Raw genomic sequence first — 15,296 nt, 5'->3', positions numbered from 1 at the left:
CCTGTTCATCATGTCCCGAGTCGCCGGAGCTGCCCTTTCATGCCCATTCGCCGCCTGCCCCCTGTTCTGGTTGATCGCATCGCTGCCGGTGAGGTTGTGGAGCGCCCGGCTGCGGTGGTGAAGGAGCTGGTGGAAAACGCGCTGGATGCCGGGGCCACCACGCTGGAGGTGGTGATCCATGGCGGCGGCCGGCGTCTGGTGCGGATCACGGATAATGGCAAGGGCATGGGGCCGGATGATCTGGCCCTGTGCGTGGAGCGCCACGCCACTTCAAAGCTGCCGGATGAGGATTTGCTGGCGATTTCCACCCTTGGATTCCGGGGGGAGGCTCTGCCGTCCATCGGGGCGGTGTCGCATTTGTCCATCACCAGCCGGCCAGGGGGGGCGCAGCATGCCTTCGAGGTGCGGGTGGATGGCGGCGTCATCACCCCGCCGCGACCTGCCGCACTGGGCGAGGGCACGCGGGTGGAGGTGCGGGATTTGTTCTTCGCCACGCCGGCACGGCTGAAATTCCTGAAATCCGACAGGGCGGAGAATACGGCGGCGGTGGATGTGGTGCGTCGCCTGGCGCTGGCGCGGCCGGATGTGGCCTTCACTCTGGTGAGCGAGAGCAAGGCTCCTGTAACCTGGCCGGCCCGCGCATGTGATGCCGAAGGCCGCAAGGCGCGCCTTGCCGATGTGCTGGGTGCGGAGGCTGGGCGCAATGTGGTGGAGATTTGCGGCCAGCGCGAAGGGGTGGTGCTGGAAGGGCTGGCTGGCCTGCCCAGCTTCTCCAAGGCCAATTCGCTGAGCCAGTATCTGTTCGTCAATGGCCGCCCCGTGCGTGACAAGCTGCTGATGGGGGCTGTGCGCGCAGCCTATTCTGATCTTCTGCCTTCTGATCGCTTTCCGGTTCTGGCGCTGTTCTTCAGCCTCGATCCGCGTGAGGTGGATGTGAATGTCCATCCGGCCAAGACTGAAGTGCGGTTCCGTGATGGCGGCAATGTGCGGGCGCTGGTGGTGCGCACCATCGGCGATACGCTGGCCACCCGCGTACCGCGCACTGCCGCGACCATCGCCGAACGGCTCGTGACTTTGGCCCGCGCGCCGGAGCTGGATGTGCTGGCCTCGCCCACCTCATCCGCTGCGCCGGCCACGCCCTTTGGTGGGGGGGGGCCTGTTGCCGGTGGCGGGCTGGGGGGTGGTGCAGGCGCGCCCTTCTGGCAGCGTCCGGCTGCCGAGCGGGTGCCGGCTGGCGGATATGACTGGCGGGCCTCTCCGGCACGGCCCTTTACCCAGCCGGAAGGAGTTGCCGAGGCTGCCGTATCTGCTCCTGTACCGGATCAGGACGCATCTGCCGTGCGGTTCGGAGCAGAAGGGCAGGGGGCGTTTGATATCGCCCCGCCTTCCGCTGATGCCCGCGCCGACGCCGCGCCCATTCATGCGCCGGATCTGGACCGGCCTTTGGGGGCAGCGCGCGCGCAGCTGCATGAAACCTATATCGTCGCCCAGACCCGTGAAGGGTTGGTTCTGGTGGATCAGCACGCCGCCCATGAGCGCCTCGTTTATGAGCGGCTCAAGGCCGGGATCGGGCGTGATGGCGTGGCCCGGCAGGGGCTGCTCATTCCCGCCGTGGTGGATCTCGACCCGGCGGAAGCCGAGCGGCTGGCGGAAAAGGCAAGTGACCTAGAGGCCCTGGGGCTGGTGCTGGAGAGCTTCGGACCCGGCGCGGTGCTGGTGCGCGAAGTGCCCGCCTTGCTGAAGAATGCTGATGTTACCCGGCTGGTGCGTGATCTGGCCGAGCATGCCGCTGAATGGGATGATGCTTTGCCCTTGGAGCGGCGCCTGCTGCATGTGGCGGCAACCATGGCCTGCCATGGCTCTGTGCGCGCGGGCCGTCGCCTGCGGGTGGAGGAGATGAACGCCCTGCTGCGGGAAATGGAGGCGACCCCCAATTCCGGCGAGTGCAACCATGGCCGGCCGACCTTCGTGACACTCTCCCTGAAGGATGTGGAGAAGCTTTTCGCCCGGCGGTGAGGCGCATAGCAAAAAGCCGCCCCAAAGGGCGGCTTTTCAAGAGAGCGCCGTGTGGGCGCGCTTGCAAAAGGCTCTTGCAAAAGGCTCTTGCAAAAGGCTCAGGCTTCGGCCGGACCGGCGGTCTTCAGCAGGCGCAGCAGATCGCGATGAATGACCTCATTGGCGGAGAGCACATCGCCGGTCTTCAGCATTTTTTCCTGGCCGCTCATATCGGAGGAAAAGCCCCCGGCTTCACGCACCACCGTGAGGCCCGCGGCGATATCCCAGGGTGCAAGGCCGCGTTCCCAGAAGGCATCGAAGCGCCCGGCGGCGACCCAGGCCAGATCCAGCGCGGCCGAGCCGGTGCGTCGCAGACCCGCCACCTGCCGCTGGACCACGCGCAGCTCGCGGTTGAACTGGGCATGGTCGCCCCGGCCCATATGGGGCAGGCCACAGCACACCACGCAATCGGCCAGCTTCTGCCGGGCCGCAACCCGTAGCCGGCGATCATTCAGATATGCGCCCTGCCCACGTTCCGCGATGAAAAGTTCATCGGCGATAGGGTTATAGATGGCGCCGGCATAGGGCATGCCATTGCGCACCAGCCCCACCGAAATGGCGAACATGGGAATGCCATGCAGGAAGTTGGTGGTGCCATCCAGCGGGTCCACCACCCATTCATTCTCGGGGTCGGTCCCCTCGACCTTTCCGCGCTCTTCCATGTTGAAGCTGTAATTGGGGCGCGCGCGGGAAAGCTCGGTGAACAGGATATCCTCGGCCTTGCGGTCTGCTGCGGAAACGAAATCCGCAGGGCCCTTGCGTGAAACCTGGAGCTGTTCCACCTCTCCGAAATCGCGGATGAGGGCGCGGCCGGCCTTGCGGACAGCCTGTGTCATGACAGTGATGAGGGGCGTGCGGATCATGGGGCTTACCCGAAAATGCGGCGTCGGCAGCAGGGCCGGGCAGATAGCCCGGTCCATGGGAGACGCGAATCGCCCGACGCACATGGTTTCCTTGGAAAGGGTGTTGGCGCAGACGTGTGCCCGCCTTGTGCTTCGCCGTCAAGGCCGCAAAGGGCCGGGCCGGCGCGCGTCGCAAGCAGGGCTTGGGGGCAAGGCTGGACTACGGGCGCATATTCGTTGCCCGCAGTCCGGCATATCATCTTGAAAGAGACGGCGCGGAGCCGGTGTCTCACTTCTTCTGAGGGGGCTCTTTTTGCGGAGGCTCGGGGGCCTTTGCCAGCGGTTCGGCCTTGCGGATATGCTGCGGGTCCAGCCCCCATTTCTGCGCCAGAAGCTCGGCTTTCGTCCGGTCTTCTGGAGACATGGCGGCCATCATCTCATCCAGAAGGGGGTCTCCAAGGCCGCGGCTCTTGGTCAGCAGATGCCAGGCGGCAGACTGCACCTTATCCTGTGGCACGCCACGCCCGGCATAAAGCAGGCGGGCATAGCGGTTCTGGGCGATGGCGTTACCGGCCAGCGCAGACTTGCGGAACAGAATGGCGGCCGCTGGCTCATCCTTGGGTATGCCAATGCCGTTGAACTGCATGATGGCAAGTTCAAGCTGGGCCGTATCATGCCCCCGCTCCGCCGCCCGGCGCATCATCCCGGCGGAGGCCGCCAGATCCTGCTGGACGCCATTGCCTTCCTTCATCAGCACGGCGAGGGCATATTGCGCATCTTCCACATTACGATCCGCCGCGACCTGAAACCAGCGGGCGGCGGTTTCCACATTCTCCGGGATCTTGCGACCCTGAAGATAGAGCAGGCCCAGATTATAGGCCGCCGGCCCATGCCCCTTGTCTGCCGCCTGCTGGAACAGTTTCGCAGCACCCAGCTCGTCTTCCGGCATGCCCTCGCCGGAAAGATGCATGATGCCGAGCGCGAACATGGCGTCGGTCGAGCCCTTGTCTGCGGCCTTGCGGTACCAGTCGCGGGCTTTTTCCGTATCCCGCGGCACATGGTAGCCGTGCTGGTAGAGTTCTCCCAGCAGCACCATGGCGGCGGCGTCGCCCTTGTCTTCCGCCTGCTTCAGGGCAAGCTCATAAGCGGTGCGATAATAGCCGCGCTGATACGCGCCATAGGCGGTATCGCCTTCGGCCGGCGCATTGGCAAAGGGGTCGTTATGGGGGTATCGCGAGGTGGCCGGGCGTTCTTTCTTCGCCTTGCTGTCCTTGACCGTGTTCTGGGCCGTATCCTTGGCCGTATCCTTGGCCGCCAGCGCCGGAAGCGGCTGCATCAGGGCGGCAGCCACAAGGCCCGTACCCCATGCAGCCAGCAGGCGGCGAGCCCGCCGGGGCGTCTGTCGGGAAATGCGCATCATGCCGGCCTCAAGATTCTTCAGAAGGCAGAAGAGAAAGCCGTGTGGCGTGGCCCGCTTCCAGCCGGGCCTGCGCGGCAGCGACCAGCTGTGCCATATCAGCCTCTTCCTGCGCGGTGAGCAGCGTGGCGGTGAGCGCCACGAAATCTGCGCCCTCCTGAGCCAGCGCTTCCACCTCATCCAGAGATGTGGCCACGCCAATGCAGGGCACCTCGCACAGCTCTGCCCACCAGTTCACCATCTCGCGAATATGGGCGGCATCTTCCGGCGCGGGCGCAAGCGGGCCGAACATCACATAATCGGCTCCGCTCTCACCAGCTTCCATGGTTTCGTGGCGGGTGGTAAGGCCACCCGCACCCACAATGCCCTCGGGCTTCATGGCCGAGAGGGCATCTTCCAGCGGCTCCGGCGTGGCAAGGCTCACATGCAGGCCATCCAGACCTGCGGGGCCCACCACTTCGGCTGCGTCTGTCACCAGCACGGCAACATCCTGCTCCTGAAGCGGCGCGGCCAGCCGGCGCAGCAGTTTGGATGTGCCGGATGGGGCTGGCGCAGCCATGGTGAAAATCAGCGCCGCGACATCTCCCGCCTTCACGGCGGCTTCCAGCCGGGCCGGCTCAAGGTCCGGGCCAGCGGGCAGAATCAACATCAGGCGGGCGGGGGGCAGCTCGGAATCGGACATGTGTGAATCAGTCAGCCAGAAAAGGGGCAATTTAAGGGGCGGGTAGCAGGTGCGCCGCCAACTTGCTACCGCAGCAGGCCGGGCGGCAAGGGTTTTGAACCCTCAATTTGGGTGTGGAGGGAGAAAAGAAAAAGGGCCAGCTTGCGCCGGCCCTTCCTGAACCTGATGGGAGATGGCGGATCAGGCCGCCTTTTCTTCCGCCGCAGACCACAGGCCGCGGGCGGCCAGAGAGTTCATGCGGGCGCGATGGGTGAAGGCTGCCTGCGCCGCCGCCACATTCTCGACCTGGCCCGCCCACGCCTTCTGAGGCGCAGCCTGAAGAGCGCGGCCATAGGAATAGGTGAGGGCCCAAGGCAGGCCGCCCAGCTTCACCATGGCGTCAAGATGCGCGGTGGCTTCTTCGTCAGACTGGCCGCCGGAGAGGAAGGCGATGCCCGGCACGGCGGAAGGCACGCAGTTCTTCAGCACGCGCACGGTCTTCTCAGCCACCTCCTGCACGGAGGCCTTCTGGCCGGATTTCTTACCCGGCACGATCATGTTGGGCTTCAGCACCATGCCTTCAAGGCGCACGCGCTGGGCGAAGAGCTGCTGGAAGACTTCCTTCAGCACCGCTTCGGTCACTTCATAGCAGCGCTCGATGGTATGGTCGCCATCCATCAGCACTTCCGGCTCGACGATCGGCACGATGCTGGCTTCCTGACACAGGGCCGCATAGCGGGCGAGTGCCGAGGCATTGGTTTCGATGGCGGTGCGGGAAGGGATACCCGCGCCGATATCAATCACCGCGCGCCACTTCGCAAAGCGAGCGCCGAGATCATAATATTCCTTCAGGCGGCCGGCGAGGCCATCCAGACCCTCGGTGATGGTCTCACCGGGGCAGAAGGGCAGGGGCTTGGCGCCCATATCCACCTTGATGCCCGGCAGCGCGCCGCTCTCGGCGATGAGCTGCACCAGCGGCGTGCCATCGGCGGCCTTCTGGCGGATGGTTTCATCATAGAGGATGACGCCGGAGATGTAGTTCTGCATCGCCTCGGTGGTGCGGAACATCAGCTCGCGATAATCGCGGCGGTTGGTCTCTGTGCATTCCACATTGATGGCGTCGAAACGCTTCTTGATGGTGCCGGTGCTTTCGTCGGCGGCCAGAATGCCCTTGCCTTCAGCAACCATCTTCTGCGCATTCACGTCGATTTCAGCGCTCATGTGCATTCATCCTTGGATTGGGCCGCTTTGCGGCGCGGCAGGGGCCTTTCCTGTTGTGAAAGATACCCTGCAATTATGGGTCACGTTGTTCTGGCGGAATGTGGGACATTCCGCCGAAAGGGATCAGGCGGAAGCCGCAGCCTGCTGGCTCACACCTTTGGGGCGCAGGGCTTCCACGCCGGGAAGGGACTTGCCCTCCAGCCATTCCAGGAAGGCGCCGCCGGCGGTGGAGACGTAGGAGAAATGGTCCGCCGCCTTGCTGTGGTTGAGAGCGGCAACCGTATCGCCGCCGCCCGCTACGGAGAGCAGCTTGCCCGCCAGGGTGCGTGCGCCGGCTTCCTGCGCCACCGCCACGGTGGCGGCGTCGAAGGGGTTCAGCTCAAAAGCGCCGAAGGGGCCGTTCCAGACCACCGTCTTCACGCCCTGCATTTTCTGCTTCACCAGTTCCACCGTGCGCGGACCAGCGTCGAGGATCATTTCATCTTCGGCCACATGGTCCACATCAATCGTGCGGTGGGGGGCGTTGGCCTTGAATTCCCTGGCCACGACAGCATCCACCGGAAGCACGATCTCGCAGTTCGCCTTTTCGGCTTCGGCGAGGATGTTGCGGGCGGTCTCACCCATCTCCCGCTCGCACAGGGATTTGCCAACCGTGTGGCCCTGCGCGGCAAGGAAGGTGTTGGCCATGCCACCGGCAATGACCAGAATATCCACCTTGTGAACGAGATTGCCGAGCAGTTCCAGCTTGGTGGATACCTTGGCCCCGCCCACCACGGCCAGAACGGGCCGCTCGGGCTCTTCCAGCGCGTGGGTCAGCGCATCCAGCTCGCCCTGCATGGCGCGGCCGGCGCAGGCCGGCAGCACATGGGCCAGCCCCTCGGTGGAGGCATGGGCGCGATGGGCGGTGGAGAAGGAGTCATTCACATAGAGCACGCCATGGCGTGCCATGGCCGCAATGAAATCGGCATCATTCTTTTCCTCACCCGGATGAAAGCGGGTGTTCTCCAGAATGATGACGCCACCGGCCGGCAGCTCGGCCACGGTCTTTTCCGTGGCCGGGCCGATGCAATCCGGCGCGAATGCCACCTCATGCCCCAGCAGATCCGCCATGGGCTGCACCAGCGGGGCAAGCGACTGGCTGTCGTCGCGCTTGCCCTTGGGGCGGCCGAAATGGGAGATCAAAATGGCCTTGCCGCCCACTTTCGTGATGTCACGAATAGTGGGGAGAATGGCTTTCAGCCGGGTGTCGTCCGTGACGCGCCCATTGTCCATGGGCACGTTCAGATCGACGCGGACCACGACAGCTTTGCCCGTCAGGTCCACATCGTCCAGGGTGAGGTAGGCAACCATGATATACTGCGACCTCTCCCGGTTCAGCCGAGCTTGCCCATGGCGACAGCGGTATCGCTCATGCGGTTGGAGAAGCCCCATTCATTGTCATACCAGGAGAGAACGCGCACCAGCGTGCCTTCCATGACCTTGGTCTGGTCGAGGTGGAAGGTGGAGGAGTGCGGGTCGTGGTTGAAGTCGATCGAGACGTTCGGCTGGTCGGTGAAGCCGAGAATGCCCTTCAGCGGGCCATTGGCGGCCGCGATGATGGCTTCGTTGATCTCTTCACGGGTGGTGGCGCGCTTGGCGATGAACTTGAGATCCACCACGGAGACATTCGGGGTCGGCACGCGGATGGAGGTGCCATCCAGCTTGCCGTTCAGCTCCGGCAGCACCAGGCCCACGGCCTTGGCCGCACCGGTGGAGGTCGGGATCATGGACATGGCTGCGGCGCGGGCGCGGTACAGATCCTTGTGCATGGTGTCCAGCGTGGGCTGGTCGCCGGTATAGGCGTGAATGGTGGTCATGAAGCCCTTCTCGATGCCGACGGCTTCATTGAGCACCTTGGCCACCGGGGCCAGGCAGTTGGTGGTGCAGGAGGCGTTGGACACCACGCGATGCTCGGCGGAGAGCTTGTCATGGTTCACGCCATACACCACCGTCAGGTCGGCATCGGTGGCGGGGGCGGATACCAGAACGCGCTTGGCACCGGCTTCCAGATGGGCTGCGGCCTTCTCCTTGGAGGTGAAGATGCCGGTGCATTCCAGCGCGATATCCACGCCCATCGCCTTGTGGGGCAGCTCGGCCGGGTTGCGCACGGCGGTGACCTTGATGGGGCCGCGGCCGACATTGATGGTGTCGCCTTCAACCTTCACCTCGGCCGGGAAGCGGCCATGCACGCTGTCGAAGCGGAGAAGGTGGGCGTTGGTTTCCACCGGGCCCAGATCGTTGATGGCGACCACCTCGATGTCGGTCCGGCCCGACTCGATGATGGCGCGCAGCACGTTACGACCAATACGACCGAAGCCATTGATGGCGACCTTCACCGTCATGTCACTTCCTCCATGAGCCGCTCGCAGCAGCTCTCATCTTGAACAGTTTTGCCGCAGAGGGCGTTTTGTAGAGCAGGCCGCGCCCCGGAAGGGCTGGCGGAACGCTCCGGCAGGATATGTCTTCTCTCTGGCGGGTGTCAGTGCCCCACCGGGAAACAGCGCCATGTCGCAATGGGATGCGACATGGCAGGGCAGATCGTCGAAATTATGCCCGCTTCAGCAGATTCTGCGCGGTTTCGGCCACGGCGTCGGCGGTAATGCCGAAATGGGCATAGAGCGCCTTGGCGGGGGCGCTGGCGCCGAAGCTGTCCATGCCCACAAAGCCGGCTTCGGAGCCGATAATGCCATCCCATCCCATGCGTATGGCGGCTTCAACCGCCACCTTCACCGGGGCGTCACCAACCACTGCGGCGCGCTCGGCCGCCGGACGGGCGAAGAACAGCTCGAAGGAGGGCACGGACACCACGCGGGTGGGCACGCCAGCGTCTTCCAGCTTCTTCTGGGCATCCAGCGCGATGGAGATTTCAGAGCCGGTGGCGAACAGGGAAACCTGCGCCTTGCCGCTGGCCGGGGAAAGCTCGTAAGCGCCTTCGGCGGAACGGTTCTTCGCCTCAGCATCCTTGCGCACCAGCGGCAGGTTCTGGCGGGAGAGGATGAGGGCGGTCGGGCCCTTGTCGTTCTCCAGCGCGATCTGCCAGGCTTCCGCAGTTTCCACCGTATCGGCGGGGCGCAGCACAGTGAGGTTGGGAATGGCGCGCAGGGCGGCCAGATGTTCCACCGGCTGATGGGTGGGGCCATCTTCGCCCAGGCCGATGGAATCATGCGTCAGCACATGGATGACGCGCTGGCCCATGAGAGCGGCGAGGCGGATGGAGGGGCGGCAGTAATCGGAGAACACCATGAAGCCGCCGGAGAAGGGCACCACGCCGCCATGCAGCGACATGCCATTCATGGCCGCAGCCATGCCGTGCTCACGAATGCCCCAATGCACGAAGCTGCCGGAGAAATCATCCGGCGTGATGGACTTCGCGCCCTTGGCCTTGGTGTTGTTGGAGCCGGTCAGGTCCGCAGAGCCGCCAATCATTTCCGGCACCACCGTGGTGATGACATCCAGAACCTTCTCGGACGACTTGCGGGTGGCGACAGCGCTGCCATCAGCCACGGCCTGTGCCTTGGCGGAAACGATGGCGTCGGTGAGGGTCGCGGGCAGGATGCCGGCCATGCGACGCTCGAACTCGGCGCGCTCGGCGGCCGGCTGGGTGGCCATGCGGGCTTCCCACGCTTCGCGCAGAACCTTGCCACGGCTACCGGCAGCGCGCCAGTCCGCCAGCACATCGGCGGGAATCTCGAAGGGCGCGGCATCCCAGCCCAGAGCCGCGCGGGTGGCGACGATTTCTTCCGCCCCCAGCGGCGCGCCATGCACCTTGGCGGTATTGGCGTGCTTCGGCGAGCCATAGCCAATGGTGGTGCGGCAGGCAATCAGGGTGGGCTTGTCCGATGCGCGGGCCACTTCGGTGGCGGCGAAGATTGCTTCTGGATCATGCCCGTCCACCTCGATCGTGGCCCAGCCGGAGGCGGCGAAACGGGCGATCTGGTTGGTGGAGGTGGAAATGGAGGTGGGGCCGTCAATGGAGATGCGGTTGTCATCCCACAGCACGGTGAGCTTGGAGAGCTTGAGATGACCGGCAAGGTCGATCGCTTCCTGGCTGATGCCTTCCATCAGATCGCCGTCGGAGGCGAGCACCCAGGTGCGATGGTTCACCACATCCGCACCGAAACGGGCAGAGAGCAGACGCTCGGCCATAGCCATGCCGATGGAGGTGGCGATGCCCTGGCCCAGCGGGCCGGTGGTGGTTTCCACACCTTCGGTGACGAAATTCTCAGGGTGGCCCGGTGTCAGCGAACCCAGCTGGCGGAAGCGCTTGATCTCGTCGATCGTCATCTTCTCGTATCCGACAAGATGCAGCAGCGCATAAAGCAGCATGGAGCCATGGCCGGCGGAGAGCACGAAGCGGTCGCGATCAGCCCATTTCGGCTGGCTCGGGTCGTAGTTCAGAACCCGTGTGAACAGAACGGTGGCAATGTCTGCCGCGCCCATTGGCAGGCCCGGATGCCCGCTGTTTGCCGCTTCCACGGCGTCGATGGCGAGGAAACGGATGGCGTTGGCCATACGGTCATGGCGCGTGCGGTCTGACATGAAACCCTATTTCTCCCGCGGTGCTGGCCGACAATTCGGTGGTCGGAGGCGGTGGAGGTTCCGTTGCGTGACCCTCTGAAGGGGTAAAGCCCGCAGGGGCGTCACACAAAGGCAGCCTGCCGCCTGCGGCGGTTTTGTCTCAATGCTTCGGGGCTGTCAAACGCACATCTTCACGAAAGGTCAATAGCAACATAGTTGCATGGGCCATGTTGTGCGGGTGCGCGAGAGCATTACCGGATGCCTATTTTGCCGCTCAAGGCCCGGACATGACAGGCCGCAAAGTGCGGGATATGCTGCAAAACCGGCCATGGGGCAGGCTCGGAACCTGTCGTGCAGGCAAAGCCGTCTGGAGCGTCGGCCTGCATTTCGTGTTAAGTATTTTTTCAGAATGTCCGGGGTGTCACGCACGGGCGTTTCTCGTTGACAACGCCTCAATAGATGGCGCGTTTGAAATCGACTCGGCATAAAATCACATCATGTATGCGCTCAAGCAAAACCCGCCCCAGCAGGAGATGCCCATCCAGGTCGCCACGCGGCGTCTGCATGCGGCTCTCGACACCCTGACCGACGCGCTGGAGCGCCGGAAGGAAGCAGAACGTCATCAGGAGGCGCTGATGGCCCAGCTCCACGCTTTGAGCAATGACAGGGCTCGTCTGGCCTCGGAGCTGGATCAGGCGCAGGCGCGCTCCGGCGAGGTGGCCGAAGCCGGGCAGGAAATCATGCGTCGGCTTGATGTGGCCATGAGCACGGTGCGCGATGTGCTCGCCACCCATGGTGGCTGAAGCCGTGCCGCACGTTTCCGTCACCATAGCCGGGCGGCAATATCGGATGGCCTGCGATGAAGGGCAGGAAGACCATCTGATGCGCCTCGCCCATGATATCGACACGCGCATTGCCCAGTTGCGCGCGGCCTTTGGCGAGATTGGCGATCAGCGCCTCGTGGTCATGGCTGCCATTACCATCGCTGATGAGCTGGCCGAGGCGCGCGGGCGCATTCGCGGGCTGGAAAGCGATATTGAAGGCCAGCGCGATGCACGCGCCTCCGCGCTTGCCCGCATTCAGGAGAGCGAGCAGGAAGTGGCGCGCGCCATCGAGGATGTTGCCGAGCGCATCGAAAAGCTGGTCGCAGATCTGGCCCCGCCGGAAAAGGGGACCGTGGGCATGGGGTGAGCGGGCAAGGTCACTTGCCTGCTTTTGGAGCCTGACGCCGGTTTTTCTCAGCTTCCCGGCCAATAGCTGTGCGCGGCGGCCCGCAGGGGCTGGCGGGAAGGGGGCGCTGCTCCTAAATAGAACATGCGGGGCTGCGGGGTACGTTAGGAACTATTCCCCGGGGCCTTATCGATCCTTAAGGGAGCAGTCCCTGACCTCGCCTTTGGGCTTGGACATACGGCGCCCACCTACGCTGTAGGTTTCCCGGGATCGACTCCGACGGCTTTTGCGGCTCCGCACATTTCTGTTCTTGATGGCCGGTTCCGGGCCTGTCTTCACAGTCGGGGCGACGCCAGGGAGCCCGCTGGCCGTGACTGATTCCCTTTCTCCCGATCCGCGCTCTTCCGTTAGCGCCGCATATATGCGTGCGGAAAAGGGGCGGATGCGTCAGGTGGCGCTGGCGCGGCGCAGCGCCATGGGTGAGGCGGCGCGGGCCGAGGCCGGGCAGAGAGCTGCGCATCTGGCCTGTAGGGAAATCCTGCGGGGGCCGGCTCGTCATGTCGCCCTGTTCGCATCCATTCGCGATGAAATCGACCCGCGTCCTCTGGCGGCCCTGCTGCGGGCGCAGGGGGTGCAACTGGCGCTTCCGGTGGTGGTGGGTGCCGACATGCCGTTGCTGTTTCGCCACTGGGCCGAAAATGATCCGCTGACGCCGCAGGGCCGTTACGCCATTCCCACCCCCGCGCCCGATGCGCCGGAGGTGAGCCCTGATGTGGTGATGGTGCCCCTGGCGGTCTTTGACGGGCAGGGGTTCCGCATCGGCTATGGGGGCGGTTTCTATGATCGCACGCTGGCCGGGCTGCGGGCCATTGGTCCGCTGCGCGCCATGGGGTATGCCTTTGCCTGCCAGCAGACGGAGCAGGTGCCTCATGAGCCGCATGACGAGCCGATGGACATGATGATTACCGAAAACGGGGTTCTGCCCTGTGCATCCCCTTGTGTGCTCCCTGGCGCGCCCCTGTCGCGCCCCGTGGGCTGAGCCGGGTACAGCGATTGGAACGAGACGATGCGCATTCTGTTTCTGGGTGATGTGGTGGGCCGTCCGGGCCGGGAGTGTGTGCTCTCACGCCTGCCGGGGCTGGTCTCTGACTGGTCGCTGGATCTGGTGGTGGTGAACGCGGAGAATGCGGCCGGCGGATTCGGCATTACCGAGGCCATCTATGAGGATCTGCTGGAAGCTGGCGCGGATGCCATCACGCTGGGCAATCATGCCTTCGATCAGCGCGAGGCGCTGGTGTTCATCGAGCGTGCGCCGGCGCTGGTACGTCCGCTGAATTATCCGCGAGGCACGCCGGGGCGGGGCGCGGCGCTTGTGGAAGCGAAGAATGGCGCGCGCGTTCTGGTGATGAATGTGATGGGCCGGATCTTCATGGACCCGCTGGATGACCCCTTCGCGGGTCTTGATTCGGCACTGGACGGGGCCGTTCTGGGTGAGATGGTGGATGCAGTGGTGGTGGATGTGCACGCCGAAACCACCAGTGAGAAGCAGGCTATCGGCCATTATTGCGATGGGCGGGCCTCCCTCGTGGTGGGGACGCACACCCATGTGCCCACGGCTGACCATCGCATTTTGCCCCATGGCACCGCCTATCTCACCGATGCTGGCATGTGCGGTTGCTATGACGGGGTGATCGGCATGGACAAGGAAGAGCCTATTCGTCGCTTCACCCGCAAGGTGGCCTCGGGGCGGTTTGAGCCGGTTTCCGGCCCCGGTACGCTGAGTGGCGTGGCGGTGGAAACCTGTGACCGCACAGGGCTGGCGCAGAAGGTGGGGCCGGTGCGGCTTGGCGGCGGGCTGGAAGATGCGCGCCCGGCCTTCTGGGAAAGCTGAGCTGCTGTTCCGGTGCAGGCGGTTGCCTGGCTCGCCGATACATCTACATATGAAAATGGCCGGGTCTGCACCCGGCCATTTCCTTTTGGGCCGCTTTGATGCGCTCAGCCTTCGGCCTTGGCGCGCTCAAGGCCTTCCTGAATCATGCGGTGGGCTTCTTCCTTGTCGCCCCAGCGCACCACCTTCACCCACTTGTTGGGCTCCAGATCCTTGTAGTGCTCGAAGAAATGCTCGATCTGCTTCAGCGTGATCTCGGGCAGATCATTGTAATTGTCGACCCGATCATAACGCTTGGTGAGCTTGGAGGAGGGCACGGCGACGATCTTCTCGTCCTGGCCGGCTTCATCTTCCATGATGAGCACGCCCACAGGGCGGGCGCTGATGACGGAACCCGGCGCAAGCGGACGGCTGTTTGCGATCAGTACGTCGCAGGGGTCGCCGTCGCCGGAGAGGGTGTGGGGGATGAAGCCGTAATTCCCCGGATAGCGCATGGAGGTGTAGAGGAAGCGGTCCACGAACAGGGCGCCGGATTCCTTGTCCATCTCATACTTGATGGGCTCGCCACCGAGGGGCACCTCGATGATGACATTCACGTCATTGGGGGGATTCTTGCCAACCGGAATCGCTTCGATGCGCATGTTTTTCTCGCTTCAAGCCACGCTATGCGCAGGCAGAACCTGCGCGGAGGCCCTACCGCTGCCAAGCAAATGCGATCTTGTCCAGCGTTTTTGTGCCGAACTTTTCGGTAGTATGGGCCATGATGTGGTTGCCAGATGCCTCATAAAAGCCTGAGGTGGTTGAATTTTTGGCCAATGCCCACAGCATCGCCCCTTTTGGTCCATTCAGGGCAAGATCATGCCGGGCCACGCTGAACAGGCGTCGGTCCGGGGGCGACGACCTGATCGGGCCGGGCCGATAAAGCCCGTGGCTTTCCCCCTTCATGTTGCCGGGTGCCATACGGCCCATTCAGGAGGTCGCTTCAAAAGGTTTCGCATCTTATGATGCGTACGCCCCCGCAGATGCACCGCGCCGCGGTTGGGAATCAGCACGGCGTGGAAGGCCATATGGGAGAGGCCATGCGGTTTGTCGCGCGTTTCATCGGGTTCTGGCTGCTGGTTGGCGCATGTTCGGCGCTGATCGTGGATGGCACGCGCACCATTGCGGCCTCGGGCTTGCGGCTCACCTCGGCAGGTGATGCCCTGTATGCGCTGGCACCCCATATGCTGGAGCAGGCGGAAATGATGGTGCTGATCCGCTGGCCCGAGCTTTGGAACTGGGTGATGTTGCCCCTGCTTTCGCTGCCGGCCTTTCTGCTGCCCGGCGTGCTGGGGCTGTTATTGCTGGCGCTGGGCCAGCGGCCGGCGCATCGTCCCTTTCGGATATAGGCATGTGACATCCGCCACGAGCTGATGACGGGGCCGGCGATGGAGCCGTGTGGAACCTGCGCAGGGTTTGCCCTGTTGTGATAATCAGGCCAGACCG

Annotated in this window: 14 protein-coding genes and 1 other RNA gene; 7 read left to right on the top strand and 8 right to left on the bottom strand. The window is 64.2% G+C overall.

From position 1 onward, the window contains the following. Positions 1-39: 39 nt before the first annotated feature. Positions 40-2,016 (top strand): DNA mismatch repair endonuclease MutL, encoded by a 1,977-nt coding sequence (gene mutL, locus ACT6QH_RS10600; protein ID WP_444974797.1) that lies wholly within the window; start codon positions 40-42, stop codon positions 2,014-2,016. 98 nt (positions 2,017-2,114) lie between these two features. On the opposite strand, the gene ACT6QH_RS10595 is transcribed toward mutL, so the two are convergent. The 7 genes from ACT6QH_RS10595 to tkt all read right to left on the bottom strand — a co-directional run bounded on the left by ACT6QH_RS10595 (position 2,115) and on the right by tkt (position 10,774). After that, positions 2,115-2,918, bottom strand: a complete 804-nt coding sequence (locus tag ACT6QH_RS10595; protein ID WP_444975141.1) for an inositol monophosphatase family protein — start codon at positions 2,916-2,918, stop codon at positions 2,115-2,117. A gap of 268 nt (positions 2,919-3,186) precedes the next feature. After that, a complete protein-coding gene (locus ACT6QH_RS10590) occupies positions 3,187-4,317 on the bottom strand; it encodes a tetratricopeptide repeat protein (protein WP_444974796.1) in 1,131 nt (376 codons plus the stop codon). Positions 4,318-4,324: 7 nt separating this feature from the next. Then, on the bottom strand, positions 4,325-4,996 hold the full coding sequence (locus ACT6QH_RS10585) for a thiamine phosphate synthase (protein WP_444974795.1): 672 nt from the start codon (positions 4,994-4,996) through the stop codon (positions 4,325-4,327). Between the two features lie 180 nt (positions 4,997-5,176). After that, the gene (locus ACT6QH_RS10580; protein ID WP_444974794.1) at positions 5,177-6,196 is read right to left on the bottom strand and encodes a class I fructose-bisphosphate aldolase; all 1,020 of its coding nucleotides are present in this window, start codon (positions 6,194-6,196) and stop codon (positions 5,177-5,179) included. Positions 6,197-6,319: 123 nt separating this feature from the next. Then, positions 6,320-7,546 (bottom strand): phosphoglycerate kinase, encoded by a 1,227-nt coding sequence (locus ACT6QH_RS10575; protein WP_444974793.1) that lies wholly within the window; start codon positions 7,544-7,546, stop codon positions 6,320-6,322. A 23-nt stretch (positions 7,547-7,569) separates the two neighbouring features. Beyond that, on the bottom strand, positions 7,570-8,577 hold the full coding sequence (gene gap / locus ACT6QH_RS10570; protein WP_444974792.1) for a type I glyceraldehyde-3-phosphate dehydrogenase: 1,008 nt from the start codon (positions 8,575-8,577) through the stop codon (positions 7,570-7,572). A gap of 205 nt (positions 8,578-8,782) precedes the next feature. Further along, positions 8,783-10,774, bottom strand: coding sequence for a transketolase (gene tkt / locus ACT6QH_RS10565; RefSeq protein WP_444974791.1), 1,992 nt, complete (start codon positions 10,772-10,774; stop codon positions 8,783-8,785). Positions 10,775-11,250: 476 nt separating this feature from the next. Between tkt and ACT6QH_RS10560 the strand changes: the two genes are divergently transcribed. From ACT6QH_RS10560 to ACT6QH_RS10540, 5 genes are all read left to right on the top strand, one after another. Next, a complete protein-coding gene (locus tag ACT6QH_RS10560; RefSeq protein WP_444974790.1) occupies positions 11,251-11,556 on the top strand; it encodes a DUF4164 domain-containing protein in 306 nt (101 codons plus the stop codon). Further along, positions 11,546-11,944, top strand: coding sequence for a cell division protein ZapA (locus tag ACT6QH_RS10555; protein ID WP_444974789.1), 399 nt, complete (start codon positions 11,546-11,548; stop codon positions 11,942-11,944). The genes ACT6QH_RS10560 and ACT6QH_RS10555 overlap by 11 nt, the downstream gene beginning before the upstream one ends. Before the next feature lie 125 nt (positions 11,945-12,069). Further along, positions 12,070-12,222, top strand: a non-coding RNA gene (gene ssrS / locus ACT6QH_RS10550) — 6S RNA. A 71-nt stretch (positions 12,223-12,293) separates the two neighbouring features. Next, complete coding sequence (locus tag ACT6QH_RS10545; RefSeq protein ID WP_444974788.1) at positions 12,294-12,962, top strand: 5-formyltetrahydrofolate cyclo-ligase; 669 nt, start codon at positions 12,294-12,296, stop codon at positions 12,960-12,962. A 27-nt stretch (positions 12,963-12,989) separates the two neighbouring features. Beyond that, complete coding sequence (locus tag ACT6QH_RS10540) at positions 12,990-13,814, top strand: TIGR00282 family metallophosphoesterase (RefSeq protein WP_444974787.1); 825 nt, start codon at positions 12,990-12,992, stop codon at positions 13,812-13,814. A gap of 104 nt (positions 13,815-13,918) precedes the next feature. On the opposite strand, the gene ppa is transcribed toward ACT6QH_RS10540, so the two are convergent. After that, the gene (ppa, locus tag ACT6QH_RS10535; RefSeq protein ID WP_444974786.1) at positions 13,919-14,452 is read right to left on the bottom strand and encodes an inorganic diphosphatase; all 534 of its coding nucleotides are present in this window, start codon (positions 14,450-14,452) and stop codon (positions 13,919-13,921) included. 360 nt (positions 14,453-14,812) lie between these two features. Between ppa and ACT6QH_RS10530 the strand changes: the two genes are divergently transcribed. Beyond that, positions 14,813-15,199, top strand: a complete 387-nt coding sequence (locus tag ACT6QH_RS10530; protein WP_444974785.1) for a hypothetical protein — start codon at positions 14,813-14,815, stop codon at positions 15,197-15,199. The last annotated feature ends 97 nt before the right edge of the window (positions 15,200-15,296 follow it).

It is taken from the genome of Haloleucobacter albus (genome assembly GCF_052492075.1).
This window is presented reverse-complemented; position numbering and strand designations above follow the sequence as displayed.

Bases quoted from the DNA above. Each gene is read 5' to 3' on its own strand.
- gap (WP_444974792.1), bottom strand. From the start codon at position 8,577: ATGACGGTGAAGGTCGCCATCAATGGCTTCGGTCGTATTGGTCGTAAC.
- ACT6QH_RS10585 (WP_444974795.1), bottom strand. From the start codon at position 4,996: ATGTCCGATTCCGAGCTGCCCCCCGCCCGCCTGATGTTGATTCTGCCC.
- ACT6QH_RS10555 (WP_444974789.1), top strand. From the start codon at position 11,546: ATGGTGGCTGAAGCCGTGCCGCACGTTTCCGTCACCATAGCCGGGCGG.
- ACT6QH_RS10530 (WP_444974785.1), top strand. From the start codon at position 14,813: ATGATGCGTACGCCCCCGCAGATGCACCGCGCCGCGGTTGGGAATCAG.
- mutL (WP_444974797.1), top strand. From the start codon at position 40: ATGCCCATTCGCCGCCTGCCCCCTGTTCTGGTTGATCGCATCGCTGCC.
- ACT6QH_RS10575 (WP_444974793.1), bottom strand. From the start codon at position 7,546: ATGGTTGCCTACCTCACCCTGGACGATGTGGACCTGACGGGCAAAGCT.
- ACT6QH_RS10595 (WP_444975141.1), bottom strand. From the start codon at position 2,918: ATGATCCGCACGCCCCTCATCACTGTCATGACACAGGCTGTCCGCAAG.
- tkt (WP_444974791.1), bottom strand. From the start codon at position 10,774: ATGTCAGACCGCACGCGCCATGACCGTATGGCCAACGCCATCCGTTTC.
- ppa (WP_444974786.1), bottom strand. From the start codon at position 14,452: ATGCGCATCGAAGCGATTCCGGTTGGCAAGAATCCCCCCAATGACGTG.
- ACT6QH_RS10590 (WP_444974796.1), bottom strand. From the start codon at position 4,317: ATGATGCGCATTTCCCGACAGACGCCCCGGCGGGCTCGCCGCCTGCTG.
- ACT6QH_RS10540 (WP_444974787.1), top strand. From the start codon at position 12,990: ATGCGCATTCTGTTTCTGGGTGATGTGGTGGGCCGTCCGGGCCGGGAG.
- ACT6QH_RS10560 (WP_444974790.1), top strand. From the start codon at position 11,251: ATGTATGCGCTCAAGCAAAACCCGCCCCAGCAGGAGATGCCCATCCAG.
- ACT6QH_RS10580 (WP_444974794.1), bottom strand. From the start codon at position 6,196: ATGAGCGCTGAAATCGACGTGAATGCGCAGAAGATGGTTGCTGAAGGC.